The organism is Micromonospora sp. WMMD730 (assembly GCF_049178955.1).
Classification (GTDB): domain Bacteria; phylum Actinomycetota; class Actinomycetes; order Mycobacteriales; family Micromonosporaceae; genus Micromonospora; species Micromonospora wenchangensis.
Genome location: NZ_JBMHML010000002.1, coordinates 1,146,062 through 1,170,687, shown reverse-complemented (window position 1 = coordinate 1,170,687; position 24,626 = coordinate 1,146,062). Strand labels below are relative to the sequence as shown.

Sequence of the window (24,626 nt, the reverse complement as noted above, 5' to 3'; positions counted from 1 at the left end):
ACCGGTGGGCGCGCTGCTGCGGCTGGTCGGGGTGGGCGGGGTCATCGCCTACCGGGCCCTGTTCAACTGGACCACCCCGTCGATCTTCGTGGGCACCCTGCTGGTGGGCCCGCTGTTCCAACTCTTCTTCTTCGCCTACCTGGGGCGGGAGTTCGGGGTCGCCGACGACCGGTTCTACGTCGTCGGCAACGCGGTGCTCACCGCCGCGCTGGCCTGCGTCTACGGCGGCACCATGGCGGTGGCCAACGAGCGGCGTTTCGGCACCCTGGGGCACGTGCTGCTCTCCCCGCGCAGCCGCACCGCCATCTTCCTCGGCCGGGTGCTGCCGTACGCCGGCAACGGCCTGCTGATCGCGGCGAGCACGCTCACCGTGGCCGCGCTCCTGCTCGGCCTGCGGGTCCCGGCCACCGCCCTGCCCGGCCTGCTGCTGGCACTGGCCACCGCCGCGCTGGCCTGCGGTTTCTTCGGGCTGACCCTGGGCGCGCTGGGGTTGCGCTTCCGGGACGTCTTCCTGATCTCGAACGTGGCGGTGGCGCTGCTGCTGTTGTTCACCGGCGTCAACGTGCCGGCCGACAGCCTGCCGGCGGGCATCCGTGCGGTCGGCGCGGTGCTGCCGATCACCCACGCCGCCGACGCGGCCCGGCGGCTGGCCGGCGGCGCCCCGCTCGGCGACGTCCTGCCGGCGATCGGCCTCGAACTGGCCGTCGGGGTCGGCTACGCCGTGCTGGCCGCCGGTCTGTTGACGATCTTCGAGGCGGAGTCCCGTCGCCGCGCCTCGCTGGACACCCTCTGAGGCGGTGCGGGCGACGCTAGTCGGTGACCTCCAGGTAGCGGTCGACCATCGCGTCGACCTGCGCCGGCACCTGGAGCTGCACGAAGTGCCCGGAACCCACGGTCTGCCCGATGAACGCCTGCGGGGCGAGTTCGGCCAGCCGGGCGTAGTCGGCGAACGGGGCGTTGCTGCCCACGAAGAGCAGCGGGCGGTCCCAGCGGCGCAGGGCGGCCACGTCCTGCTCGGCCGCGATCCAGTCGGCCAGCCCGGCGATCGGCGCGTACGCCACCTCGGTCGACGGGCGGGCGGTGGCCGCCACCACCCGCTCCACCAGGCGCGGGTCGGAGTACGGCGGGAAGTACGACCTGACGATCGACTCCCGGACCGCGCCCGAGGTGTCCTCCCGCAGCGACGCCGCCACCTGGGCGATCGCGGCGGCGGAACCGGGTGCCCCGGCCACCGCGGAGTCGAGCAGTCCCAGCCCGGCGAACCGGTCCCGGTCCCCGGCGGCGGCCTGCAGTGACCAGACCCCGCCCAGGCTGTGCCCGATCACGAAGACCCGGCGCAGGTCGAGCGCGGCGACGAAGGCCCGCAGGTGACCGGCCATCGCGGTGACCCCGTAGCCGTCGGCTGGGGGCGGGCTGGCCCCGTGGCCCGGCATGTCGACGGCGATCACCCGGTCCTGGCGGGTGGCCAGGTGCCGGGCCAGGGGTGCCATGAAGTCGTGGTCGCAGCACCAGCCGTGCACCAGCAGGAAGGTGCCGCGCCTGCCGTGCCCGTACGTCCAGTACCGCATCCCGGCGGCAGTCTGCCCGTCCATCGTCGAACCCTCCCCGGCGTTTTCGCAGGTAGTGGCGTTCTTCCACTTAAGCGCGCCCGGTCGGTTCGGGCACGGCGTATTGTTCCTTTTGGCACACCTGGACCTTTTTCGGGTGGCGCAGCGGTGGAACGGGAGCGGGCCGTGGACGGGCGGATCGACGAGTTCTTCGCCGCCCTGGTCGCCGACGGCCGGGGCCGGTTGCCCGTCGCCCCCAGCGGACTGCTCCGGTTCGACGTCGTCGCCGAGGGCGGCGAGACCGCCACCTGGTTCGTCCGGCTCGACGGCGCACAGATCCGGGTCGCCCGCACCGGCAAACACCCCGACTGCACGGTCGAGGTCCGACCCGAGGCGTTCGTCCGGCTGCTGGCCGGCCGGGACAACATGGTGTCGATGCTGCTGCGCGGCGACGCCTCGGTCGCCGGCGACCTGGCGCTGCTGTTCACCTTCCGGCGGCTGCTCCCGGTCGCCGCCGACAGCGTCGGCACCGAACCCGCCGCCGAACTGGTCCCGCACACCGCCTCCGGTGTCATCGGGCTGCACGAGGTCACCAGCGTCTTCGCCGGCAACATGTTCATGATCAGCGAGAAGAACGGGGACGTGCGGGCCACCCCGACCTCCCCGCTCGGGCTCTTCTCCTTCGACACCCGGTTCCTGTCCACCTGGGCGCTGACCATCAACACCGAGTCCCTCTCGGTGCTCTCCGTCGACGACGTCGCCACCTACGAGGCGAAGTTCGGACTGGTCCCCGGCGAACCCACCCACTACGTCAACGCCACCACCTCCGTGCTGCGGCACCGCTGGGTCGGTCCGGAGTACGAGGAGGAGATCACCCTGTTCAACTACGCGCCGGAACCGGTGCGCTACGTCGTCCGGCTCGACGCGGGCGCGGACTTCGCCGAGGTGCTGGAGGTCCGCGACGGCTTCCGCAGGGCCCGGCCGGTGACCGTCACCATCGCCGACGACGCGCTACGGCTGCACTACAAGCGGGCCGGCCTGCACCGGGAAACCGTGATCACTTCCAGCACGCCGGCCGCGCTCGACGAGCACGGCCTGACCTGGACGTTCACCGTCGACCCCCACGGCACCTGGTCCACCCGGCTGCGGGTGCTCGCCCTCCTGCGCGACCTGCACCGCCGTGACCTGCGGGAACGGCTGACCAGTTCGGTGGGGCGCAGCCAGCACCAGCGGGGCCGGGACATCAGCGCCCGCACCGCCGGGGTGCCCCGGCTGCGCGCCGACCACAAACCCCTGCAGCAGGCGTACGAGTACGGCGTGCGGGACCTGGCCGCGCTGCACTACCCCGGGCTGAACTTCCAGACCGCGCTGCCCGCCACCGGGCTGCCCTGGTCGATGGCGCTGCTCGGCCGGGAGAGCCTGGTCAGCAGCTTCCAGGCGCTGCCGTTCATGCCCGAACGGGCGGTCAACACGCTGCGCATCCTGGCGCTGAGCCAGGGCGTCCGGCAGGACCCGTTCCGCGGCGAACAACCCGGCAAGATCGTCCAGGAGAGCCGGTACGGCGACTCCGGCGCGTTCAACGACACCCCGGAGTCGGCCAGCTTCAGCGCCGCCGACACCACGGCCGCCTTCGTCATCCTGCTCGACGAGTACGAACGCTGGACCGGCGACGCGGAACTGGTACGCCGGTTCGAGTTCGAGATCCGGGCCGCCATCGGCTGGCTCGACCACGACGCGGACCGGGCCGACAGCGGCTACGTCTGGTCCACCCGACGCCCGACCCGCACCGGACCGCAGAACGAGAGCTGGCGCAACTCCGCCGACGCGATCTGCTTCGCCGACGGCCGACCGGCCACCTACCCCCTGGCGATCTGCGAGATCCAGGGGTACGCCTTCGAGGCCCGCCGCCGGGCCGCCCGGATGGCCCGCCGGTTCTGGGACGATCCCGCCTGGGCCGACCAGCTCGACCGCGACGCCGCCCGGCTGCGGGACCGGTTCGACCGGGACTTCTGGCTGCCCGACCAGGGCCACTACGCGGTGGCGGTGCAGCTCGACGGCGTCCCGCTGGACTCCCTCACGTCCAACATGGGGCAGCTGCTGTGCACCGGCATCGTCGCCCCGCACCGCGCCGAGCAGTTGGTGGCGCACCTGATGTCCCCGGCGCTGTACTCCGGCTGGGGCATCCGCACCCTGGCCAGCACGGCAGCCGACTACAACCCGCTGGGCCACCACACCGGCGCGGTCTGGCCCTGGGAGAACTCGCTGATCGCCTGGGGGCTGCGCCGGGCCGGGTTCCGGGCGCAGGCCGCCCGGGTCGCCACCGGGCTGCTCGACGCCGCCCGGCACTTCCAGGGCCGGCTGCCGGCGTACCTCACCGGCTACGACCGGGCCACCACCCACGTCCCCGTCCCGCACGGCTTCACCGACAGCCCGTACGCGCCGTCGGCCGGAGCGCCCCTGATGCTGCTGCGCGTGCTGCTCGGGCTGGAACCGTACGAGGACCATCTCGCCGTCGACGCCGCGGTCCCCGAGGAACTGGGCCAGATCGAGCTGCTCGACATCAGGGGCCGCTGGGGGTACGCCGACGCGCTCGGCCGGGGTCGCCCGTTCCGCGACCGCCCGGCCACCTGACGCGGCTCCGCGCCCCTGGGCCGCCAGCAGGGTGTCCCGGGGTCAGCCCAGGGCGGGGAACCAGAGCGCGATCTCGCGCTTGGCGCTGTCGGTGGAGTCCGAGGCGTGCACCAGGTTCTCCCGGTTGGACAGCGACAGGTCACCCCGGATCGTGCCGGCGGCGGCCTTACGCCCGTCGGTGCTGCCGATCATCGCCCGGACCACCTCGATCACCTGGTCGCCGGAGAGCACCAGCGACACCAGCGGCCCGCTGGTCATGAACGTCTTCAGCGGCGGGTAGAACGGCTTGTCCACGTGCTCGGCGTAGTGCTGGTCGGCGAACCCGCCGTCGAGCGTCCGGATCTCCAGCGCGTCGATCCGCAGGCCCTTGCGCTCGAAACGGGAGATGATCTCGCCGACCAGGCCACGACGCACCGCGTCGGGCTTGATCAGTACGAGGGTGCGCTCATCCGGGCTGCTGCTGGACACGCTGGGTTCCTCCTGTGCGCACAAGGCGGTTCGGCTGGGTACGGTCAGCCTAGCGACCCGGTACCGGCACCGGCGCGGCGGCTGCTCTTTCCCTCGGTCGCCGCGCGGCCTAGCCTGGCTCTGACCCCTGGGAGGTCCACTGTGGCGAATGGCGGGAACCGCACCATCGCGCCGGTACGCAAGCTGATCGCCGCGGTGCTCGGCACCGTGGCGGTCTTCGTCGTCCTGTTCGGGCTGGGCATGACCAGCTGGGCCATCGTCGCGCTCGGCGTGGCCCTGGTCGTGCTCGCCGTCGCCCTGGGCACCGTACGCGGCGGCGGACGCACCTGGGTGGTCGGCGTCGGGCACGTGCACAGCGCTTCCGAACCCCCCACCCAGTACTCCTTCGGCCGGTGCGAGCTCCAGTTGGTGATCGACGCGCCGGGCCTGCCGCCCCGGTCCAAGAAGATCATCGAGCCTCGGGTGCCGGTGGCGAAGTGGCCGTCGCTGGGGCAGACCCTGCCGATCCGGGTGGCCCTGGACGACCAGCGGCACGTCCGCGTCCTGTGGGACGAGGTGCCGACCCACACCGAGGCCGCCGCGGGCGTGACCGACCTGCCCCCGGAGTACGCCGACGCCGAGCCGCTCGACGACCTGCTGATCCAGCAGGAGGCCCCGCCGTGGGCGGGCCGCACGGCCGACGACGACTTCCACGACGAGTTCCGGGACGACCTGCGCGACCCGCCGCCCGCCGACCCGGTCCGGGCCGATCCGCTGCGTCCGGAGCCGCCGCACCCGGACCCGGTCCGGTCCGAGCCGCTGCGCGACGACGTGGAGGTGCTGACCGACGAGCGGGAGCGGGTGGTGGTGCACCAGCGGCCGGGCGGCCCGGTGGTGCTGGAGGGCACCCTGGTCGAGCAGCCGGCGACCGGCCAACTCCCCCGCCGAGCCACCGCCCCCACCGCCGCCGCTTCGACCGCCGCCGCGTCCACTGCCGCCACCGGCCCTGCCGGCACCACCCCCACCGGTGCCGCCGCCGGCCCGGCCACCGCTGCGCCCGCCCCCCGGCCGCCCGCCGAGGAACGGTTCGACGCGCCGATCCTCGACCCGGTCGACGTACCGCTGGACGGGCCCACCACCGGTGACGGCCGGCTCGACCCCGACCTGGACGAGGCGATCTTCGGGTACGACCCGGCTGCCGCGACCGCCGGGGGCGACGACGCGGCCGGCCCGATCAGCGGCGTCGGGCTGACCCTGCTGGTCACCGACCTGTCCCGCTCGCTGGACTTCTACCGGGACCTCGGCTTCGAGGAGTTCGACCGGGGCACCGGCAACGCGGTGCTCGCCTCCGGGCAGACCCGGCTGGTGCTGCGCGAGGTGACCGGGGCCGCCCCGATCAGCCGCCGGCTGGTCCACGTCAACCTGGAGGTGGACGACATCGAGGCGGCGTACCGGCGGCTCAAGGACACCGGCGTCCGGTTCACCTACGCGCCCCGGGTGGTCAACCGGGGCACCAAACTGGAGGTGTGGGCCGCCGCCTTCCGGGACCCGGACGGGCACGGCATCGCGCTGACCCAGTGGCGGGAACGCGCCGAGGCGTGACCCCGCTCAGCCGAGGATGACCCGCCGCACGTGCAACGCGTACGCCCAGACCAGGGCGAAGATGACCCCGAGCCCGAACAGCGACCAGTGCAGCAGGCCGGCGAGCAGCAGCAGCCCCTGCAACACGGTGCCCGCCGACCAGGCCCACGGGCGTCGCATCAGGCCGGCCAGCAGCACCGCCGCCACGGCCAGCGCCACCGTGGCCGCGATCGCCGCCCCGCCGAAGTGCCCGCCGACCAGCCGGATCGGCTGGATGGCCAGCAGCAGCACCAGCGCTTCCAGGCCGAGCGTCCCGGCCCCGAGACCCCGGACGGCCGCCTCGGGGTTACGCAGCCCCGAGCGCCGCCCGGCCGGGCCGGTGCCCTCGGCCGGGCCGGTGCGGTCGGACGTTGCACTGCCTGCGGCCGGGCCGGTGCCTGCGGTCGGGGCGGTGCGGTCGGCACTTCCGGCACTTCCGGCCGGGCCGGCGCTTCGGGCCGGCTCCGGGGGGTCGGCAGGGCGGCGGTCCGGGTGCGGGCGGCCCGGGGTCGGGCCGGTCATCGCTTCAGCAGCCGTCGGGCGTCGGCCACCGTCACCACCGAGCCGGTGACCAGCACCCCCACCCCGGCCAACTCGCCGGGCACGTCGTACTCGGCCTCGGCGACGGCCGCCTCGATGGCATCCGGCATCGAGTCGGCCACCTGGACCCGGTCCGGCCCGAAGACCTCCCGGGCCAGCTCGGCCAGTTCCTCGGCCGGCATCGCCCGGGGCGAGGAGTTGCGGGTGACGACGAGCGAGTCGAGCACCGGTTCCAGCAGCTCCAGCAGGCCGGCGGCGTCCTTGTCGCCGAGCACGGCGAGCACCCCGACCAGCTTGCTGAACGCGAACTCCTCCTGCAGCGCGGTGACCGTGGCGGCCATCCCGTGCGGATTGTGCGCCCCGTCGAGCAGCACCGTCGGGGCGTTGCGCACCTTCTCCAGCCGGCCCGGGGAGCTGGTCGCGGCGAAACCCTCCCGGACGGCCTCGACGTCGAGCTGCCGCTTCGCCCCGGCCCCGAGGAACGCCTCGACGGCGGCCAGCGCCACCGCCGCGTTCTGCGCCTGGTGCGCCCCGTGCAGCGGGAGGAACACCTCGTCGTACACCCCGCCGAGGCCCTGGAGGGTCAGCACCTGGCCGCCGACGGCGACCGCCCGGCGCAGCACCCCGAACTCCGCGCCCTCCCGGGCGACCGTGGCACCGACCTCGGCGCACCGTTCCAGGATCGGCCGGGCCGCCTCCTCCTCCTGCGCGGCGGCGATGACCGTCGCCCCGGAGTGGATGATGCCGGCCTTGTGCAGGGCGATGTCCTCCAGGGTGTCACCGAGCCACTCGGTGTGGTCCAACCCGATCGGGGTGAGCACCGCCACCCCGGCCTGGAGCACGTTGGTGGCGTCCTCGGCACCGCCCAGCCCCACCTCCACCACCGCCACGTCGACAGGCGCGTCGGCGAACGTGGCGAACGCCAACGCGGTGGTCAGGTCGAAGTAGGTGAGCGGCTCGGCCGACCGCTGGTCGACCAGGTCGGCCAGCGGCTTCACCTCGCGGTACGTGGCGACGAAGCGGGCCTCGTCGACGGGCTCCCCGTCCAGGCTGATCCGTTCCCGGACGGTCTCCAGGTGCGGGCTGGTGTAGCGGCCGGTGTGCAGGCCGAAGGCCCGCAGCAGCGAGTCGATCATCCGGGCCGTGGACGTCTTGCCGTTCGTCCCGGTGAGGTGGATCGACGGGTACGCCCGCTGCGGGCTCCCCAGCAGGTCGAGCAGCATCTCGATGCGGTCCAGCTCGAAGTGCATCCGGGTGAACCCGCGCGCGGCCAGCTCGGCGTCGACGGCGGCGAACTCGCCGCGCCCGGCCCCGGGCCGGCTGGTCTGATCGGTGCGGTCGGTCACGAGGGAAGCGCCTCCAGAGCGGCGTCGATGCGGACCAGGTCGGCCTCGGCCACCGCCAGCCGGTCGCGGATCTTCGCGACCACCGGCTCGGGCGCCTTCCCGACGAACGCCGGGTTGTCGAGCTTCGCCCGGGCCTGCGCGACCTCCTTCTCAGCCGCCGCCCGGTCCTTGGTGAGCCGGGCCCGCTCGGCGGCCACGTCGATCGACCCCCGGGTGTCCAGCGCCACGCTGACCTCACCGGGCATGGCGAGGGTGGCGCTGGCCTGGAAGTCGTCGGCCGGGGCGTCCAGCCGGGCCAGCGAACGGATCAGCGGCTCGTGCGCGGCGATCTGGACCCCGGCCAGCCCGTCCAGCCGGGCGGCCACCCGCTGGGTGGGCCGCAGCCCCTGGTCGGAGCGGAACCGCCGGATCTCGGTCACCACCCGCTGAACGGTGCCGACCTCGCGCTCCGCGGCGTCGTCCACCAGCGCACGGTCGGCGGTCGGCCAGGCTGCCGTCATGACGGTCTCGCCGCCGGTCAGTGCCGTCCACAGCTCCTCGGTGACGAACGGGATCACCGGGTGCAGCAGCCGCAGCAACTGGTCCAGCACGTGCCCGAGCACCCGGCGGGTGGCGTCGGCGGCCGGCCCGCCCTCGGCGAGCACCGGCTTGGCCAGCTCCACGTACCAGTCGCAGACGTCGTCCCAGGCGAAGTGGTAGAGCAGGTCGCACACCTTCGCGAACTCGTACGCCTCGAACTGCTCGTCCACCTCGGCGGTGACGTGCGCCAGCCGGGACAGGATCCACCGGTCGACGGTGGAGAGCCCGTCGGCGGCCGGCAGCGGGCCGGTGGTGTGCGCGCCGTTGAGCAGCGCGAACCGGGTCGCGTTCCACAGCTTGTTGCAGAAGTTGCGGGAGCCCTGGCACCACTCCTCGCTGACCGGGACGTCCCCGCCCGGGTTCGCGCCCCGGGCCAGGGTGAACCGGGTCGCGTCGGCCCCGTACCGGTCGACCCAGTCCAACGGGTCGACCACGTTGCCGAACGACTTCGACATCTTCTTGCCGTACTGGTCGCGGACCATGCCGTGCAGGGCGACCGTGTCGAACGGCTGCCGGCCGTCCATCGCGTACAGGCCGAACATCATCATCCGGGCGACCCAGAAGAAGAGGATGTCGTAGCCGGTGACCAGCACACTGGTCGGGTAGAACTTCGCCAGGTCCGGGGTCTGCTCCGGCCAGCCGAGGGTGGAGAACGGCCACAGGCCGCTGGAGAACCAGGTGTCCAGGACGTCCTCGTCCTGGACCCAGCCCTCGCCGGTGGGGGGCGTCTCGTCCGGGCCGACGCAGACGATCTCGCCCGCCGGGCCGTACCAGACCGGGATGCGGTGGCCCCACCACAGCTGCCGGGAGATGCACCAGTCGTGCATGTTGTCGACCCAGGCGAAGTAGCGCTTGGCCAGCTCGGCCGGCTCGATCTTCACCCGGCCGTCGCGCACCGCGTCGCCGGCCGCCTTCGCCAGCGGGGTGGTGTTGACGAACCACTGCAACGACAGCCGCGGCTCGACCGTGGTACGACACCGCGAGCAGTGCCCCACCGCGTGCACGTACGGCCGCTTCTCGGCCACGACCCGGCCCTGCTCGCGCAGCGCCGCCACGATCGCCGGGCGGGCCTCGTACCGGTCCAGGCCCTGGAACGGACCGGGCGCGGTGATGACGCCCCGCTCGTCCATGATCGTCAGGGCGGGCAGGTCGTGCCGCTGGCCGATCTCGAAGTCGTTGGGGTCGTGCGCCGGGGTCACCTTGACCATGCCGGTGCCGAACGCCGGATCGACGTGCTCGTCGGCGACGATCGGGATACGCCGGCCGGTCAACGGCACCTCGACCTCGGTGCCGACCAGGTGCCGGTAACGCTCGTCGTCGGGGTGCACGGCCACGGCGGTGTCCCCGAGCATGGTCTCGGCCCGGGTGGTGGCGACCACCACGTCGTCGCTGTACCGGATCGAGACCAGCTCACCCTCGTCGTCGGTGTGCTCCACCTCGATGTCCGACAGGGCGGTCAGGCAGCGCGGGCACCAGTTGATGATCCGGTTGGCCCGGTAGATCAGACCCTCGTCGTAGAGCTTCTTGAACATGGTCTGCACGGCCCGGGACAGGCCCTCGTCCATGGTGAAGCGTTCCCGGTCCCAGTCGACCGAGTCGCCGAGCCGGCGCATCTGGCCGAGGATCGCCCCGCCGGACTCGGCCTTCCACTGCCAGACCCGCTCGACGAACTTGTCCCGACCGAGGTCGTGCCGGGACAGCCCCTCACCCGCGAGCTGCCGCTCCACCACGTTCTGGGTGGCGATACCGGCGTGGTCCGTGCCGGGCAGCCAGAGCGCCTCGTACCCCTGCATCCGCTTACGGCGCACCAGCGAGTCCTGGACGGTGTGGTCCAGGGCGTGGCCCATGTGCAGCACACCGGTGACGTTCGGCGGGGGGATCACGATGGTGAACGGGGGCTTGTCACTCTGCGCCGACGCCCGGAAGTGGCCGGCGGCTACCCACTGCTCGTACCGTCGCTGCTCTACCTCGCCGGGCTGGTACTGGCCGGCAAGGGTCGGGGCGTCGGGGCGTCGGGCATCCAGTCTCTCGGTCACCTGTGAAAGTCTACGGAGCGCTTCGGCGGACCCGACGTGCGCCACCGGTCATTCGCGTACGGTGGCGAACATGTCCGACGCACATCTCACCGAGCGTCAGCTCATCGAGGGTCCCGAACCGGTCGAGCTGACCGACGAGCCGATCCGGTTGAGCACCCACGACCCGGAGCAGAGCCCGCAGGGGCGGGGCCCGGTGTCCCGACGCCGGCGGATCGCGCTCACCGTCGCGCTCGTGGTCGGCCTCGTCGGCGCCGCCGCGCTCGGCACCGCGGGCTGGCGCATCGCCCAGCAGAAGGACGTCCGGCTGGACCCGCCCGGCCACCTCGCCGGTCTCACCCGCGACGACTCCGACCGGGCCCGCAGCACCGCCGACTACCTGCGCGCCGGATTCGCCGCCGACATCGACCTGGACCGAAGCATCGGTACGGTCTACCGCGACCCCGCCGACGAGAAGCGGACGGTGCTGTTCTTCGGTGGCACCACGCTGCTCTGGCAGCCGGAACGCGACCTGGACAGCCTGTTCCGGTTGATGGCCGACGAGACCGGCAAGGTGACCGACCTCCGTACGGTGCCCGCCGGGAAGTACGGCGGCGTGATGAAGTGTGGTCGGACCAGCGGTGACGGTGGCGACTTCGCGATCTGCGGCTGGGCCGACCACGGCAGCGTGGCGATGGGCATGTTCGCCAACCGTTCCGTCGACGACTCGGCCAGCCTCTTCCGCCAACTCCGCGAAGGCATCCAGACCCGGGACTGACCGCCGCCGGGCCTCCCCTCGCCCGGCTCGCCCCTGGCCCAGCTCCCCGCTCGCCCCTGGCCCCGTTCGCCGCTGGCCCAGTTCGCCGTTCGCCCAGCTCCCCGCTCGCCACCAGGACGCCCTCCGCCTCCTCGACCCCCGGTTGCCCTCGCCGCCCCTGTCTCCCTCGGGGCCCTTGCGCTGACCGTGCCATGTCGGCGACGTTGCGCTTTCCCAGCCGAGCATTACCGCAACGTTGCCACCCAAGCGATCCCTGTCCACGGGGTCGAGCTGACCGCGCCGGTACTGGGGCGGTCAGGGTCATCGTGATGTCGCCGGCTGGTGGTGGCCGTGCGGGGCTGCCTGCTGATGGGTGTTAGTGGTTGGGTCAGCTTGGCTTGGCGCTTGGCGCTGTCGTGGCGTGTCATGGTCGGTTGCTTCAGCGGTTGTTGATTACTCCGAGGTCGGGGATGTGGGGCATCCCGTTCTGGGTCGGGGGCGGGTGTGGTCTATGTCTGGGACGGTGCCGCCTGTATCGGGGAGTGGGGGTATTCCGTGTTGGGCTGGGGCTGGGCGCCGCTTTGTGTCTGGTTGCCTACCGCCCATGTCGGGGAGGTAGGGGTATCCCGTGTCGGGATGGCCGCTTCTTCCGCCCACCAGCCCTCAACCCACCAGCGCTCAGCCTTGGGGTCCTTGGGCCGGGGCGAGGGGTTCCGGGGGCGTGACCTTTCCGCGTCCGGGGCGGCTTGAGTTTCCGACTTCGGTGGCGAGGGTTCTCCCACCGATGGCGGGGAGCAGTTCCGGGGGGAAATGGATGGTGGGGAGCAGTTCCGGGGGGAGAGATATGGTGTGGAATGCAGTTGAGGCCAACCCCTGTTCGGGGTTGGCCTCAACTGAAAGGTTGTCCGGCGGTGTCCTACTCTCCCACACCCTCCCGAGTGCAGTACCATCGGCGCTGGAGGGCTTAGCTTCCGGGTTCGGAATGTGACCGGGCGTTTCCCCTCCGCCATGACCGCCGTAACACTATGAACATATCAAACAACACACACACCCACACACTGTGGGGGGTTGTTTGGTGTTTGTTCAGAGTTGCACAGTGGACGCGTAGCAGCCTTGTTATCAAGTCCTCGGCCTATTAGTACCGGTCAACTCAACCCGTTACCGAGCTTACATTTCCGGCCTATCAACCCAGTCGTCTAGCTGGGGGCCTTACCCCCACAAAGTGGGGTGGGATACCTCATCTTGAAGCAGGCTTCCCGCTTAGATGCTTTCAGCGGTTATCCCTTCCGAACGTAGCTAACCAGCCGTGCCCCTGGCGGGACAACTGGCACACCAGAGGTTCGTCCGTCCCGGTCCTCTCGTACTAGGGACAGCCCTTCTCAAGTATCCTACGCGCACGGCGGATAGGGACCGAACTGTCTCACGACGTTCTAAACCCAGCTCGCGTACCGCTTTAATGGGCGAACAGCCCAACCCTTGGGACCTGCTACAGCCCCAGGATGCGACGAGCCGACATCGAGGTGCCAAACCATCCCGTCGATATGGACTCTTGGGGAAGATCAGCCTGTTATCCCCGGGGTACCTTTTATCCGTTGAGCGACACCGCTTCCACACGCAAGTGCCGGATCACTAGTCCCGACTTTCGTCCCTGCTCGACCTGTCAGTCTCACAGTCAAGCTCCCTTGTGCACTTGCACTCAACACCTGATTGCCAACCAGGCTGAGGGAACCTTTGGGCGCCTCCGTTACCCTTTAGGAGGCAACCGCCCCAGTTAAACTACCCACCAGACACTGTCCCTGAACCGGATAACGGTCCGAAGTTAGATACCCAAATCAACCAGAGTGGTATTTCAAGATTGCCTCCACCCATACTGGCGTACAGGTTTCACCGGCTCCCACCTATCCTACACAAGTCCATTCAGATACCAATGTCAAGCTATAGTAAAGGTCCCGGGGTCTTTCCGTCCTGCCGCGCGTAACGAGCATCTTTACTCGTACTGCAATTTCGCCGGGCCTGTGGTTGAGACAGTGGGGAAGTCGTTACGCCATTCGTGCAGGTCGGAACTTACCCGACAAGGAATTTCGCTACCTTAGGATGGTTATAGTTACCACCGCCGTTTACTGGCGCTTAAGTTCTCCGCTTCGCCCCCAAAAGGAGCTAACAGGTCCCCTTAACGTTCCAGCACCGGGCAGGCGTCAGTCCATATACATCGAATTACTTCTTCGCATGGACCTGTGTTTTTAGTAAACAGTCGCTTCCCCCTGCTCTCTGCGGCCATACAACGCTCCACCCGCACGGGGCTTCACGTCTCCGGCCCCCCTTCTCCCTAAGTTACGGGGGCAATTTGCCGAGTTCCTTAACCACAGTTCGCCCGATCGCCTCGGTATTCTCTACCTGACCACCTGTGTCGGTTTGGGGTACGGGCCGCTCAGAACTCGCTAGAGGCTTTTCTCGGCAGCATAGGATCACTGACTTCACCTGAATCGGCTCGGCATCACGTCTCAGCCCCATGACATGCGGATTTGCCTACATGTCGGCCTACACGCTTACCCCGGCACAACCACCGGCCGGGCTCAGCTACCTTCCTGCGTCACCCCATCGCTTGACTACTACCCGCCAGGTTCCCACGCTCCCCAACATCCGTCCGAAGACATCAGCCAGCTCGGGTGGTTAGCACAACGAGGTTCATCAGGGACGCTCTTTCGCGGGTACGGGAATATCAACCCGTTGTCCATCGACTACGCCTCTCGGCCTCGCCTTAGGTCCCGACTCACCCAGGGCGGATTAGCCTGGCCCTGGAACCCTTGGTCATCCGGCGGAAGGGTTTCTCACCCTTCTTTCGCTACTCATGCCTGCATTCTCACTCGTGCCGCGTCCACAACTGGGTCACCCCGCTGCTTCACCCCCGGCACGACGCTCCCCTACCCATCCACACACCTGCACAAGGAATCAAGTCCAAGCGAGATTAAAATGTGAATGCCACAGCTTCGGCGGTGTGCTTGAGCCCCGCTACATTGTCGGCGCGGAACCACTTGACCAGTGAGCTATTACGCACTCTTTAAAGGGTGGCTGCTTCTAAGCCAACCTCCTGGTTGTCTATGCGACCCCACATCCTTTTCCACTTAGCACACGCTTAGGGGCCTTAGCTGGTGATCTGGGCTGTTTCCCTCTCGACTACGAAGCTTATCCCCCGCAGTCTCACTGCCGCGCTCTCACTTACCGGCATTCGGAGTTTGGCTGATTTCGGTAAGCTTGTAGGCCCCCTAGACCATCCAGTGCTCTACCTCCGGCAAGAAACACACGACGCTGCACCTAAATGCATTTCGGGGAGAACCAGCTATCACGGAGTTTGATTGGCCTTTCACCCCTAACCACAGGTCATCCCCCAACTTTTCAACGTTGGTGGGTTCGGCCCTCCACGCGGTCTTACCCGCGCTTCAGCCTGCCCATGGCTAGATCACTCCGCTTCGGGTCTAGAACATGCGACTACGACGCCCTATTCAGACTCGCTTTCGCTACGGCTCCCCCACACGGGTTAACCTCGCCACATGCCACTAACTCGCAGGCTCATTCTTCAAAAGGCACGCCGTCACCCCGCAAGGCTCCGACGGATTGTAGGCGAACGGTTTCAGGTACTATTTCACTCCCCTCCCGGGGTACTTTTCACCATTCCCTCACGGTACTCGTCCGCTATCGGTCACCAGGAAGTATTTAGGCTTACCAGGTGGTCCTGGCAGATTCACGGCAGATTTCAGGAGTCCGCCGCTACTCGGGAACACCCACAGAAGATCAGCAACTTTCACCTACCGGACTCTCACCGACTACGGTTGGCTTTTCCACACCATTCGGCTAGCCACTGATTTTATAACTCCTCGAATGCATGTCAGTACACTCAGCAGGGTCCCACAACCCCGACCACGCAACCCCTGACAGGTATCACACGCAACCGGTTTAGCCTCAATCCGCTTTCGCTCGCCACTACTCACGGAATCACTACATTGTTTTCTCTTCCTACGGGTACTGAGATGTTTCACTTCCCCGCGTTCCCCCCACACACCCTATGTGTTCAGGTGCGGGTGACACCACATGACTGGTGCCAGGTTTCCCCATTCGGACACCCTGGGATCACAGCTTGGTTGACAGCTCCCCCAGGCCTATCGCGGCCTCCCACGTCCTTCATCGGCTCCTGGTGCCAAGGCATCCACCGTTCGCCCTTGACAACTTGACCACAAAGATGCTCGCGTCCACTGTGCAATTCTCAACAAACAACCAACCCACAACCCGAAAGCCCCACACCAGCAACCCCACCCCACCCCACAAGGCAGAACAGAATCCGGTATGCGAGACCAGGCCATGCCTGGCAGACCACCGAAGCTCACGCTCCAGAACAGTCCTCCGAAAAAACAACCTCAGGTTGTTCCTTCAGGACCCAACAGGGTGCTCACATCCCTCCACCAGCCGCACCAGGACCCCGTTCCCACCACCGAAGCAGCTGTACTAGGTATCCCGGCCGTTGCCAGGGAAAAACTTGCCAGTGTCTCCGCCATCTGAGCACCCCGACCCGACATTCGCAGGCCGCGGGCTCCATACCGGCTTTCACCGGATGGTGCTCCTTAGAAAGGAGGTGATCCAGCCGCACCTTCCGGTACGGCTACCTTGTTACGACTTCGTCCCAATCGCCAGCCCCACCTTCGACGGCTCCCTCCACAAGGGTTGGGCCACCGGCTTCGGGTGTTGCCGACTTTCGTGACGTGACGGGCGGTGTGTACAAGGCCCGGGAACGTATTCACCGCAGCGTTGCTGATCTGCGATTACTAGCGACTCCGACTTCACGGGGTCGAGTTGCAGACCCCGATCCGAACTGAGACCGGCTTTTTGGGATTCGCTCCACCTCACGGCATCGCAACCCATTGTACCGGCCATTGTAGCATGCGTGAAGCCCTGGACATAAGGGGCATGATGACTTGACGTCATCCCCACCTTCCTCCGAGTTGACCCCGGCAGTCTTCGATGAGTCCCCGCCATAACGCGCTGGCAACATCGAACGAGGGTTGCGCTCGTTGCGGGACTTAACCCAACATCTCACGACACGAGCTGACGACAGCCATGCACCACCTGTGACCGCCCCCGAAGGACCTCCCATCTCTGGAAGTTTTGCGGCCATGTCAAACCCAGGTAAGGTTCTTCGCGTTGCATCGAATTAATCCGCATGCTCCGCCGCTTGTGCGGGCCCCCGTCAATTCCTTTGAGTTTTAGCCTTGCGGCCGTACTCCCCAGGCGGGGCGCTTAATGCGTTAGCTGCGGCACAGGGAACCGGAGAGGCCCCCCACACCTAGCGCCCAACGTTTACAGCGTGGACTACCAGGGTATCTAATCCTGTTCGCTCCCCACGCTTTCGCTCCTCAGCGTCAGTATCGGCCCAGAGACCCGCCTTCGCCACCGGTGTTCCTCCTGATATCTGCGCATTTCACCGCTACACCAGGAATTCCAGTCTCCCCTACCGAACTCTAGCCTGCCCGTATCGACCGCAGGCTTGGGGTTGAGCCCCAAGTTTTCACGGTCGACGCGACAAGCCGCCTACGAGCTCTTTACGCCCAATAAATCCGGACAACGCTCGCACCCTACGTCTTACCGCGGCTGCTGGCACGTAGTTGGCCGGTGCTTCTTCTGCAGGTACCGTCACTTGCGCTTCGTCCCTGCTGAAAGAGGTTTACAACCCGAAGGCCGTCATCCCTCACGCGGCGTCGCTGCATCAGGCTTCCGCCCATTGTGCAATATTCCCCACTGCTGCCTCCCGTAGGAGTCTGGGCCGTGTCTCAGTCCCAGTGTGGCCGGTCGCCCTCTCAGGCCGGCTACCCGTCGTCGCCTTGGTAGGCCATCACCCCACCAACAAGCTGATAGGCCGCGAGCCCATCCCAGGCCGAAAAACTTTCCACCAAACCCCATGCAGGGCAAGGTCATATCCGGTATTAGCCCCCGTTTCCGAGGGTTATCCCAAAGCCTAGGGCAGGTTACTCACGTGTTACTCACCCGTTCGCCGCTCGAGTACCCCGAAGGGCCTTTCCGCTCGACTTGCATGTGTTAAGCACGCCGCCAGCGTTCGTCCTGAGCCAGGATCAAACTCTCCAACAAAAACCTGTTGAACAGCATCCTGACAACAAAAGTGTTGCCAAAGGAATCCCAGCCAACCAAACCCGAAGATTCGGCCAGCCCGGGGTATAAAACAATTGGCACTGGCTTTACAAGCACCCTGTTGAGTTCTCAAAGAACAACCACACACCAGCCAAACCACCGCACCAACGGCAACCCGACCGGGGCAACTTCTCTAAGTTACTTGGACTGAATTCCGCTGTCAAATTCGCTGTCGCGATCTGTCAGCCTGGTTCAGCCTTATCCACGTTGTCACGCACACCGTTTCCGGTGGTCGTTGCGATCGTGGGAATCAGCAGACCGGCCGGCATCCGCTTTCGCGGTGCCCGCCCGGCTCCCTGCCGGCTTCAGAACCTTACCCGGTCGGCTTCGCGTTCGCAACCCCGACTTTCCGAGGAGTCCCGCACCGCCCGATCCTCAGCATCGCTCGGCGTCTCCGCCACGATCCTGGTGCCCGCTTTCGGCCAGTTCGTCCGGCCTCCCGCGTGCAGAGAGAAAGTTACGCGGACGCCCCACGGAAGGCAAATCAACGATCGTCACTACCTTCGTCGGCGGGCATCACCCGCCGGCGTGCACCCCTGCCGGTGTTGCGCCCGCGCACCGAAACAACGCCGAGGTGGCCGATCCGTGCCAGAGTGGCTGCCATGGATGAGGCGTCCCGCTCCCCCACGGTCACCCTCGCCGACGACGCACTACTGGGACTCCTGATGCCATTCTGGCAACTGGTGATCGCAGCGGTCGTGCTCGTCGTCGTCGTACTGTCGGTCGTGCGGCTGGCCCGGCGCGGGCCCTCCAGGATGGGAACGGCCCTGCTGGTGACGGCGGCGGCGATCATCACGCTGGCAGTCGTGGGGGTGCTGCTGAGCTGACCGCGCCCGGCCCCGCCCGCGGGTGCGTCAGAGGCGGCGGTTGGCCAGGCTGGGCAGTTCGGCGCGGATCGTGCGCAGCCGGTCCAGGTCGAGGTCGACCACGGTGAGACCCGGTCCGTCCGGCACCTGGCCGAGCACCGTGCCCCACGGGTCGACCACCATGCTGCGGCCGAAGCACGTCCGGCCCGGGTCGTGGTCACCGGTCTGCCCGGCGGCGGCCACGAAACACTGGTTCTCGATCGCCCGGGCCCGCAGCAGAACCTCCCAGTGGTCCCGCCCGGTGTGCATCATGAACGCCGCCGGCACGACGAGCAGGTGCGCTCCCCCGTCCGTGGCGAGTCGCCGGTACAGCTCCGGGAAGCGCAGGTCGTAGCAGATGGTCAGGCCCACCCGCAGGCCCTCCACGTCGACCACCACCGGTTCCGCTCCGGGGGCCACCGTGGCGGACTCGCGGTAGGACACCCGTCCGGGGATCTCCACGTCGTACAGGTGGATCTTCCGGTAGCTGGCGGCGAGGGTGCCGGACCGGTCGAAGACCAGCGAGGTGTTCCAGGTGTGCGCCGGATCCGGCCCGATCTCGTGGAAGGAGCCGGCGACCAGCCAGATCCCCAACCGGCTGGTCACCTCGGCGAAGAAGGTGCCCACCGTCCCGTCCACCCCCTCGGCCGGCGGCATCCCGTCGGCCGGGCCGAGATAGTCGACGTACTCGGGAAGGACCGCCAGGTCGGCACCGGCCGCCGCGGCCCGCACGAGCAGAGCCTCGGCGGCGGCCAGGTTGGCCGACCGGTCGTCGCGGGCGTTGAGCTGGCAGACGGCGACGCGCATGCTGCCCAGGGTACGGGCGGACGGCGACCCGGGACAGTGCGCGGCCCGACGGGGCCGGAACGCGGACCCCCGCCCGGGCTTCGTCCCCGGACGCCGGGCGCTCGGCCGCCCGTCGTCGACCACCGGGCACCACGTGGACGCCCCGAGCGCGGCCGAGAGCCGATCGCGAGCCGGGGGTGTGGATCGGGAGGGACGGGCCCGTTCAGACGGCGCTCAGGGCAGAAGCGCCGTACGCGCGGAAGCACGGCCCCGGGCGGGGGCCGTGCTTCCGACGGTGGTCGGGGTGTCGGTCAGGCCGACTTCTCCTCGCGGTCGCGACGGGCCCGGCGACCGGTGAACTCGCGCGGCACGATGGTCGGGTTGACGTTCTCCAGCACGACCTCGCGGGTGATCAGCACCCGGGCGGCGTCCGGGTTGCTCGGCACCTCGTACATGACGGAGAGGAGGACCTCTTCCATGATGGCGCGCAGACCACGGGCACCGGTGCCCCGGAGCATCGCCTGGTCGGCGATCGCCTCCAGCGCGGCCGGCTCGAACTCCAGCTCGACGCCGTCCAGCTCGAAGAGCCGCTGGTACTGCCGGACCAGGGCGTTGCGCGGCTCGGTGAGGATGCGCACCAGGGCGGAACGGTCCAGGCTGCGCACGTTGGTGATCACCGGCAGTCGGCCGATGAACTCGGGGATCAGCCCGAACTTGAGCATGTCCTCCGGCATCACCTGGCTGAAGATGTCGTCGGTGGAACGCTCGGAGACCGACCGGAGCCGGGCGCCGAAGCCGGTGCCGCCGGAGCCGGTGCGGGCCTCGATGATCTGGTCGAGGCCGGCGAAGGCGCCACCGCAGATGAACAGCACGTTGGTGGTGTCGATCTGGATGAACTCCTGGTGCGGGTGTTTGCGCCCGCCCTGCGGCGGCACGTTCGACACCGTGCCCTCAAGCATCTTGAGCAGGGCCTGCTGCACCCCCTCGCCGGAGACGTCCCGGGTGATCGACGGGTTCTCCGACTTACGGGCGATCTTGTCGACCTCGTCGATGTAGATGATGCCCGTCTCGGCGCGCTTGATGTCGTAGTCGGCGGCCTGGATCAGCTTGAGGAGGATGTTCTCCACATCCTCGCCGACGTAGCCCGCCTCGGTCAGCGCGGTGGCGTCCGCGATCGCGAAGGGCACGTTGAGCATCCGGGCCAGGGTCTGCGCGAGGTGCGTCTTGCCGCATCCGGTCGGGCCCAGCAGCAGGATGTTGGACTTGGCCAGCTCGACGGCGTCGCTACCGGAGCCGGGGGCGTTGGCCGCCTCGGCCTGGATGCGCTTGTAGTGGTTGTAGACCGCCACCGCGAGCGCCTTCTTGGCCTGGTCCTGACCGACGACGTAGTTGTCGAGGAACTGGCAGATCTCCATCGGCTTGGGAAGCTCTTCCCACTTCACCTCGCCGGACTCGGCCAGCTCCTCTTCGATGATCTCGTTGCAGAGGTCGATGCACTCGTCGCAGATGTAGACCCCTGGGCCCGCGATGAGCTTCTTGACCTGCTTCTGCGACTTGCCGCAGAACGAGCACTTCAGTAGGTCGCCGCCGTCACCGATCCGTGCCACCTACGTTCTCCCTGCACTCGTCGACCGGAGACCGGCCCTGAACCGCGGGCGCCGGAACGCCCGTCCGTGGTGAAATCCGTTCCGCCGGTCCGACCCGGCCACGCCGTACGGCCCCGACGTTACCCGCTGGCGAGGGTTTCTCCGACCCCCAAAACGGGTGTGTCAGAGGTCGGCCGGGAACTGCTCGCCCCGACCGACCTCCGAACGATGGTGCTCAGCGGGCCGCGTTGGCGGCCAGCAGGCCCTTCTTGCGGCTGGTCAGGATCGTGTCGACCAGCCCGTACTCCTTGGACTCCTCGGCCGTCATGATCTTGTCACGGTCGATGTCCTTGCGGACCTGCTCGATCGGCCGGTTGCAGTGCCGGGAGAGCATGTCCTCCAGCTGGGTGCGCATCCGCAGGATCTCCCGGGCCTGGATCTCGATGTCCGAGCCCTGCCCGTAGCCGCCCTCGGTGGCCGGCTGGTGGATGATGATCCGCGAGTTCGGCAGCGCCATCCGCTTGCCCGGGGTGCCCGCCGACAGCAGCACCGCCGCCGCGCTGGCCGCCTGGCCCAGGCAGACGGTGGAGATGTCCGGCCGGACGTACTGCATGGTGTCGTAGATCGCCGTCATGGCGGTGAACGAACCACCGGGCGAGTTGATGTACATGATGATGTCGCGGTCCGGGTCGGTGCCCTCGAGGGTCAGCAGCTGCGCCATCACGTCGTTTGCCGACGCGTCGTCGACCTGGACGCCGAGGAAGATGATCCGGTCCTCGAAGAGCTTGTTGTACGGGTTGGACTCCTTGACCCCGTACGAGGTGCGCTCGACGAACGACGGCAGGACGTAACGGTTGTGCACGGCCGCGAACTGGGGCGGCAGGCTCAGATCGGTCATCGTCAGCTCCTCAGCTCAGGGTCCCGGCGCCATCCGGAACCTGGGTGGCTCCGATGATCACCTTGTCGATGAAGCCGTAGTCCATGGCCTCCTGGGCGGTGAACCAGCGGTCGCGGTCCGAGTCGGCCTCGATCTGCGCCTGGCTCTGCCCGGTGTGGTGGGCGACCCGCTCCTGGAACATCCGCTTGGTGTAGAGCATCTGCTCGGCCTGGATCGCGATGTCCGACGCGGTGCCGCCAAGGCCACCGGACGGCTGGTGCATCATGATCCGCGCGTGCGGCAGGGCGTACCGCTTGCCCTTGGTGCCCGCGCAGAGCAGCAGCTGACCCATCGAGGCGGCCATGCCCATCGCCACGGTCGACACGTCGTTGTCGATGTACTGCATGGTGTCGTAGATCGCCATGCCGGAGTAGACCGAGCCGCCCGGCGAGTTGATCCAGAGGAAGATGTCGCGGTCCGGGTCCTCCGCCGCGAGCAGCAGCAGCTGGGCGCAGATGCGGTTGGCGACCTGGTCGTTCACCTCGCTGCCGAGGAAGATGATGCGCTCCTTGAGCAACCGGTTGTAGACCGAGTCGTCGAGGTTGCCAATGGTGTCGCCACCTCGGGCTTCGATCGCCCGGAGCGGCTTCGCTGGGATGTGCATGTCGGTCATGGCAGCCCTTCGCTCTCCGTACCGTCGTACCCGACATTAACCGCTCCACCGGGTGATCGACTCCCGCTCGCGGCACTGTTCGCTCTCAGCGCAGCAGGCTCGGGACGTACCCGGAAAAGGGGTTCGGCCGCCGTGCGCCGCAACGGGCGCACGGCGGCCTACCGGGTCGGATCAGTGCTCGTGGTCGTGGTCGTGCGCCTGCTCGCTCTCGGCCCGCAGCGCGTCGAGGGTGACCTCGTTGCCGGCCGAGTCCTTGATCTTGATCTTCTCCATCACGGAGGCGAGCGCCTTGCCGCGCCGCACGTCACCGAAGACGGCGGCGGCGGCACCGGAGCGGACCAGCTGGTCGTAGTACTGCTGCGGGGCCATCCCGGCGCGCTGCGCCCGGTGGACGATCTCGTGGCCGAACTCGTCGTCGGAGACCTGGGTGTCCTCGGCGTCGGCCAGGGTGTCCAGCAGCAGCTGGATCTTGACGCCCTCGGTCGCCGCCTCGGTCAGCTCGGTGTCGATCTGCTCCTCGGTCTTCTCCTCGGCGGCGAGGTACTCCTCCATCGAGGCGCCGATCCGCTCCAGCTGGTCGACCATCGCCTGCTTACGGCTCTCGACCTCCTCGCGGACGACACCCTCCGGCGCCGGCACCTCGGCGGCGGCGACCAACTGCTCCAGGGCCTTGTCCCGGGCGGCGTAGATCTGCTCGACCCGCTTGCCCCGGGTGACCTTCTCCCGCAGGTCGGCGCGCAGCTCCTCGATGGTGTCGAACTCGCTGGCCATCTGGGCGAAGTCGTCGTCCAGCTCCGGCAGCTCCTTCTCCTTGACCGTGCGGACGGTCACCGCCACCTCGGCGTCCCGGCCGGCGAAGTCGCCGCCCACGAGCTGGGTCGTGAAGGTGGTGTCGTCGCCGGCGGCGAGACCGACCAGGGCCTCGTCCAGACCCGGCAGGAGCTGCTTGCTGCCGACCTCGTGCGAGATGTTGCTCGCCGAGCCGCCCGGCACGTCCTCGCCGTCGACGGTCGCGTTCAGGTCGATCTGCACGTAGTCACCCTCGGCGGCGGCCCGCTCGACGGTCTTGAGCGTGGCGAACCGCTCGCGCAGGTTCTTGACCTGCTCGTCGATCTCGCTCTCGTCGATCTGGAGCTCGTCGACGGTCACCTCGACGGTGGCCGGGTCCGGCAGGGTCAGCTCGGGCCGGACGTCGACCTCGGCGGTGAAGTTGAGCGAGTCACCGTCGTTGAACTCGGTGATCTCGACCTCGGGACGGCCGAGCGTCTTGAGGTCGTGCTCACGTACGGCGGCGAGGATGTTCTGCGGGATCGCCTCCTGCACCGCCTCGTTGAGCACGGTGCCCCGGCCCACCCGCTGGTCGATCACGGCGGCCGGGATCTTGCCCCGACGGAAGCCGGGAACCTGGACCTGCTGGCCGATCTCCCGGTACGCCTTCTTGAGGCTCGGCTCGAGCTCGACGAACGGCACCTCGATGGCGAGCCGCACGCGCGTCGGGCTCAGAGTCTCGACGGTGCTCTTCACAGGCGTACTCCTTGACGGATCTCAGTGGTGGGTCTGGGTCTGGGCGTGATTGCGCGCATCGAGTGTAGGCGAGCCGGGACGCTGCTCCGGCAGCGCCCGGCGAACCGCACGGATCGGCGTCGCCTCCCGGGGATGATCCCGGGATGCGCACGCAGTCGGGGTGGCGGGATTTGAACCCACGGCCCCTCGCTCCCAAAGCGAGTGCGCTACCAAGCTGCGCCACACCCCGTGGCGAAAGAAGTGTATGCCGTCGCGCCCTGCCCGGTATGCCGGGGCGTCCCCCACCGGCCCGTCCCCCACTCGCGTTCGACGTGTGTGCCGTACGCCCCCGGCGTTCACCCGGCGTGTCCCCGGTGCGCACTCGACGTGTCCTCGACATGTCCGCTGCACGGTCTCGGCGCGACCTCGGCACGGTCTCGGTGATCAAGAGGTTTGCGTCAGGGGGGAGCGTCGAGGGTGACGCAAACCTCTTGATCACCGAGGACACGAGGTCGGGGGGAGGAAATGCCGGGGGGAGGGGGTGGGGGTAGGCTTGCGGCGCGTCCGGTTTCCGGGCGTACGCGGGCGTAGCTCAATGGCAGAGCTTCAGTCTTCCAAACTGACGGTGCGGGTTCGATTCCCGTCGCCCGCTCCACACCCTCCGGCCCAGGTCAGCGGCACACTC

Annotated in this window: 15 protein-coding genes, 2 tRNA genes and 3 rRNA genes; 6 read left to right on the top strand and 14 right to left on the bottom strand. The window is 68.4% G+C overall.

The features are described 5' to 3' along the window. The first annotated feature begins 4 nt into the window (after window positions 1-4). Window positions 5-793 carry an ABC transporter permease gene (locus ACN265_RS05380; RefSeq protein WP_420116248.1) on the top strand — a complete coding sequence of 263 codons (789 nt, stop codon included), beginning with the start codon at window positions 5-7 and terminating at the stop codon, window positions 791-793. Window positions 794-809: 16 nt separating this feature from the next. Here the strand turns inward: ACN265_RS05380 and ACN265_RS05375 are convergent, their stop codons facing one another. Next, window positions 810-1,592, bottom strand: coding sequence for an alpha/beta fold hydrolase (locus ACN265_RS05375; protein ID WP_420116249.1), 783 nt, complete (start codon window positions 1,590-1,592; stop codon window positions 810-812). A gap of 123 nt (window positions 1,593-1,715) precedes the next feature. On the opposite strand from ACN265_RS05375, the gene ACN265_RS05370 reads away from it, so the two are divergent. Continuing rightward, a complete protein-coding gene (locus tag ACN265_RS05370; protein WP_420116250.1) occupies window positions 1,716-4,178 on the top strand; it encodes a glycogen debranching N-terminal domain-containing protein in 2,463 nt (820 codons plus the stop codon). Window positions 4,179-4,220: 42 nt separating this feature from the next. Here ACN265_RS05370 and ndk read toward each other — a convergent pair whose 3' ends face one another. Next, entirely contained in the window at window positions 4,221-4,646 is a 426-nt protein-coding gene (ndk, locus tag ACN265_RS05365; RefSeq protein WP_204926261.1) for a nucleoside-diphosphate kinase, read from the bottom strand. A gap of 141 nt (window positions 4,647-4,787) precedes the next feature. Here ndk and ACN265_RS05360 point away from each other — a divergent pair, with 141 nt between their 5' ends. Beyond that, on the top strand, window positions 4,788-6,227 hold the full coding sequence (locus ACN265_RS05360; protein WP_421406230.1) for a VOC family protein: 1,440 nt from the start codon (window positions 4,788-4,790) through the stop codon (window positions 6,225-6,227). A 6-nt stretch (window positions 6,228-6,233) separates the two neighbouring features. On the opposite strand, the gene ACN265_RS05355 is transcribed toward ACN265_RS05360, so the two are convergent. The 3 genes from ACN265_RS05355 to ACN265_RS05345 all read right to left on the bottom strand — a co-directional run bounded on the left by ACN265_RS05355 (window position 6,234) and on the right by ACN265_RS05345 (window position 10,746). After that, window positions 6,234-6,767 (bottom strand): DUF4233 domain-containing protein, encoded by a 534-nt coding sequence (locus ACN265_RS05355; protein ID WP_421406229.1) that lies wholly within the window; start codon window positions 6,765-6,767, stop codon window positions 6,234-6,236. Beyond that, window positions 6,764-8,035, bottom strand: a complete 1,272-nt coding sequence (locus ACN265_RS05350) for a bifunctional folylpolyglutamate synthase/dihydrofolate synthase (protein ID WP_232378176.1) — start codon at window positions 8,033-8,035, stop codon at window positions 6,764-6,766. Before ACN265_RS05350 ends, ACN265_RS05355 begins: the two co-directional genes overlap by 4 nt. Window positions 8,036-8,127: 92 nt before the next feature. Continuing rightward, a complete protein-coding gene (locus tag ACN265_RS05345) occupies window positions 8,128-10,746 on the bottom strand; it encodes a valine--tRNA ligase (protein ID WP_421406228.1) in 2,619 nt (872 codons plus the stop codon). 70 nt (window positions 10,747-10,816) lie between these two features. Here ACN265_RS05345 and ACN265_RS05340 point away from each other — a divergent pair, with 70 nt between their 5' ends. Then, window positions 10,817-11,500: a hypothetical protein gene (locus ACN265_RS05340; RefSeq protein WP_420119477.1), complete on the top strand. Its 684-nt coding sequence runs from the start codon at window positions 10,817-10,819 to the stop codon at window positions 11,498-11,500. An 882-nt stretch (window positions 11,501-12,382) separates the two neighbouring features. On the opposite strand, the gene rrf is transcribed toward ACN265_RS05340, so the two are convergent. From rrf to ACN265_RS05325, 3 genes are all read right to left on the bottom strand, one after another. Beyond that, window positions 12,383-12,499: ribosomal RNA gene (gene rrf, locus ACN265_RS05335) — 5S ribosomal RNA — on the bottom strand. Window positions 12,500-12,594: 95 nt separating this feature from the next. After that, window positions 12,595-15,707: ribosomal RNA gene (locus tag ACN265_RS05330) — 23S ribosomal RNA — on the bottom strand. A gap of 389 nt (window positions 15,708-16,096) precedes the next feature. After that, a 16S ribosomal RNA gene (locus ACN265_RS05325) occupies window positions 16,097-17,611 on the bottom strand. The 16S, 23S and 5S rRNA genes sit together here, the layout of an rRNA operon. A gap of 662 nt (window positions 17,612-18,273) precedes the next feature. Here ACN265_RS05325 and ACN265_RS05320 point away from each other — a divergent pair. Then, a complete protein-coding gene (locus tag ACN265_RS05320) occupies window positions 18,274-18,498 on the top strand; it encodes a hypothetical protein (protein ID WP_357928119.1) in 225 nt (74 codons plus the stop codon). 27 nt (window positions 18,499-18,525) lie between these two features. Here ACN265_RS05320 and ACN265_RS05315 read toward each other — a convergent pair whose 3' ends face one another. The 6 genes from ACN265_RS05315 to ACN265_RS05290 form a co-directional block, all read right to left on the bottom strand. Further along, a complete protein-coding gene (locus ACN265_RS05315) occupies window positions 18,526-19,323 on the bottom strand; it encodes a carbon-nitrogen hydrolase family protein (RefSeq protein WP_421406227.1) in 798 nt (265 codons plus the stop codon). Between the two features lie 290 nt (window positions 19,324-19,613). Further along, window positions 19,614-20,909: an ATP-dependent Clp protease ATP-binding subunit ClpX gene (clpX, locus tag ACN265_RS05310; protein WP_357928115.1), complete on the bottom strand. Its 1,296-nt coding sequence runs from the start codon at window positions 20,907-20,909 to the stop codon at window positions 19,614-19,616. A gap of 214 nt (window positions 20,910-21,123) precedes the next feature. Further along, window positions 21,124-21,786, bottom strand: coding sequence for an ATP-dependent Clp protease proteolytic subunit (locus ACN265_RS05305; protein WP_030333536.1), 663 nt, complete (start codon window positions 21,784-21,786; stop codon window positions 21,124-21,126). Between the two features lie 10 nt (window positions 21,787-21,796). Next, window positions 21,797-22,438 carry an ATP-dependent Clp protease proteolytic subunit gene (locus tag ACN265_RS05300; RefSeq protein ID WP_067310650.1) on the bottom strand — a complete coding sequence of 214 codons (642 nt, stop codon included), beginning with the start codon at window positions 22,436-22,438 and terminating at the stop codon, window positions 21,797-21,799. 171 nt (window positions 22,439-22,609) lie between these two features. After that, on the bottom strand, window positions 22,610-23,962 hold the full coding sequence (gene tig, locus ACN265_RS05295) for a trigger factor (RefSeq protein WP_204928617.1): 1,353 nt from the start codon (window positions 23,960-23,962) through the stop codon (window positions 22,610-22,612). 155 nt (window positions 23,963-24,117) lie between these two features. Then, window positions 24,118-24,191, bottom strand: a tRNA-Pro gene (locus ACN265_RS05290). A gap of 331 nt (window positions 24,192-24,522) precedes the next feature. On the opposite strand from ACN265_RS05290, the gene ACN265_RS05285 reads away from it, so the two are divergent. After that, a tRNA-Gly gene (locus tag ACN265_RS05285) sits at window positions 24,523-24,596 on the top strand. Window positions 24,597-24,626: the final 30 nt, after the last annotated feature.

Excerpts from the sequence above, each read along its gene's own strand:
- ACN265_RS05375 (WP_420116249.1), bottom strand. The coding sequence starts at position 1,592 with ATGGACGGGCAGACTGCCGCCGGGATGCGGTACTGGACGTACGGGCAC.
- ACN265_RS05355 (WP_421406229.1), bottom strand. The coding sequence starts at position 6,767 with ATGACCGGCCCGACCCCGGGCCGCCCGCACCCGGACCGCCGCCCTGCC.
- ACN265_RS05350 (WP_232378176.1), bottom strand. The coding sequence starts at position 8,035 with ATGCACTTCGAGCTGGACCGCATCGAGATGCTGCTCGACCTGCTGGGG.
- ACN265_RS05340 (WP_420119477.1), top strand. The coding sequence starts at position 10,817 with ATGTCCGACGCACATCTCACCGAGCGTCAGCTCATCGAGGGTCCCGAA.
- ACN265_RS05320 (WP_357928119.1), top strand. The coding sequence starts at position 18,274 with ATGGATGAGGCGTCCCGCTCCCCCACGGTCACCCTCGCCGACGACGCA.
- ACN265_RS05315 (WP_421406227.1), bottom strand. The coding sequence starts at position 19,323 with ATGCGCGTCGCCGTCTGCCAGCTCAACGCCCGCGACGACCGGTCGGCC.
- ACN265_RS05305 (WP_030333536.1), bottom strand. The coding sequence starts at position 21,786 with ATGACCGATCTGAGCCTGCCGCCCCAGTTCGCGGCCGTGCACAACCGT.
- ACN265_RS05300 (WP_067310650.1), bottom strand. The coding sequence starts at position 22,438 with ATGACCGACATGCACATCCCAGCGAAGCCGCTCCGGGCGATCGAAGCC.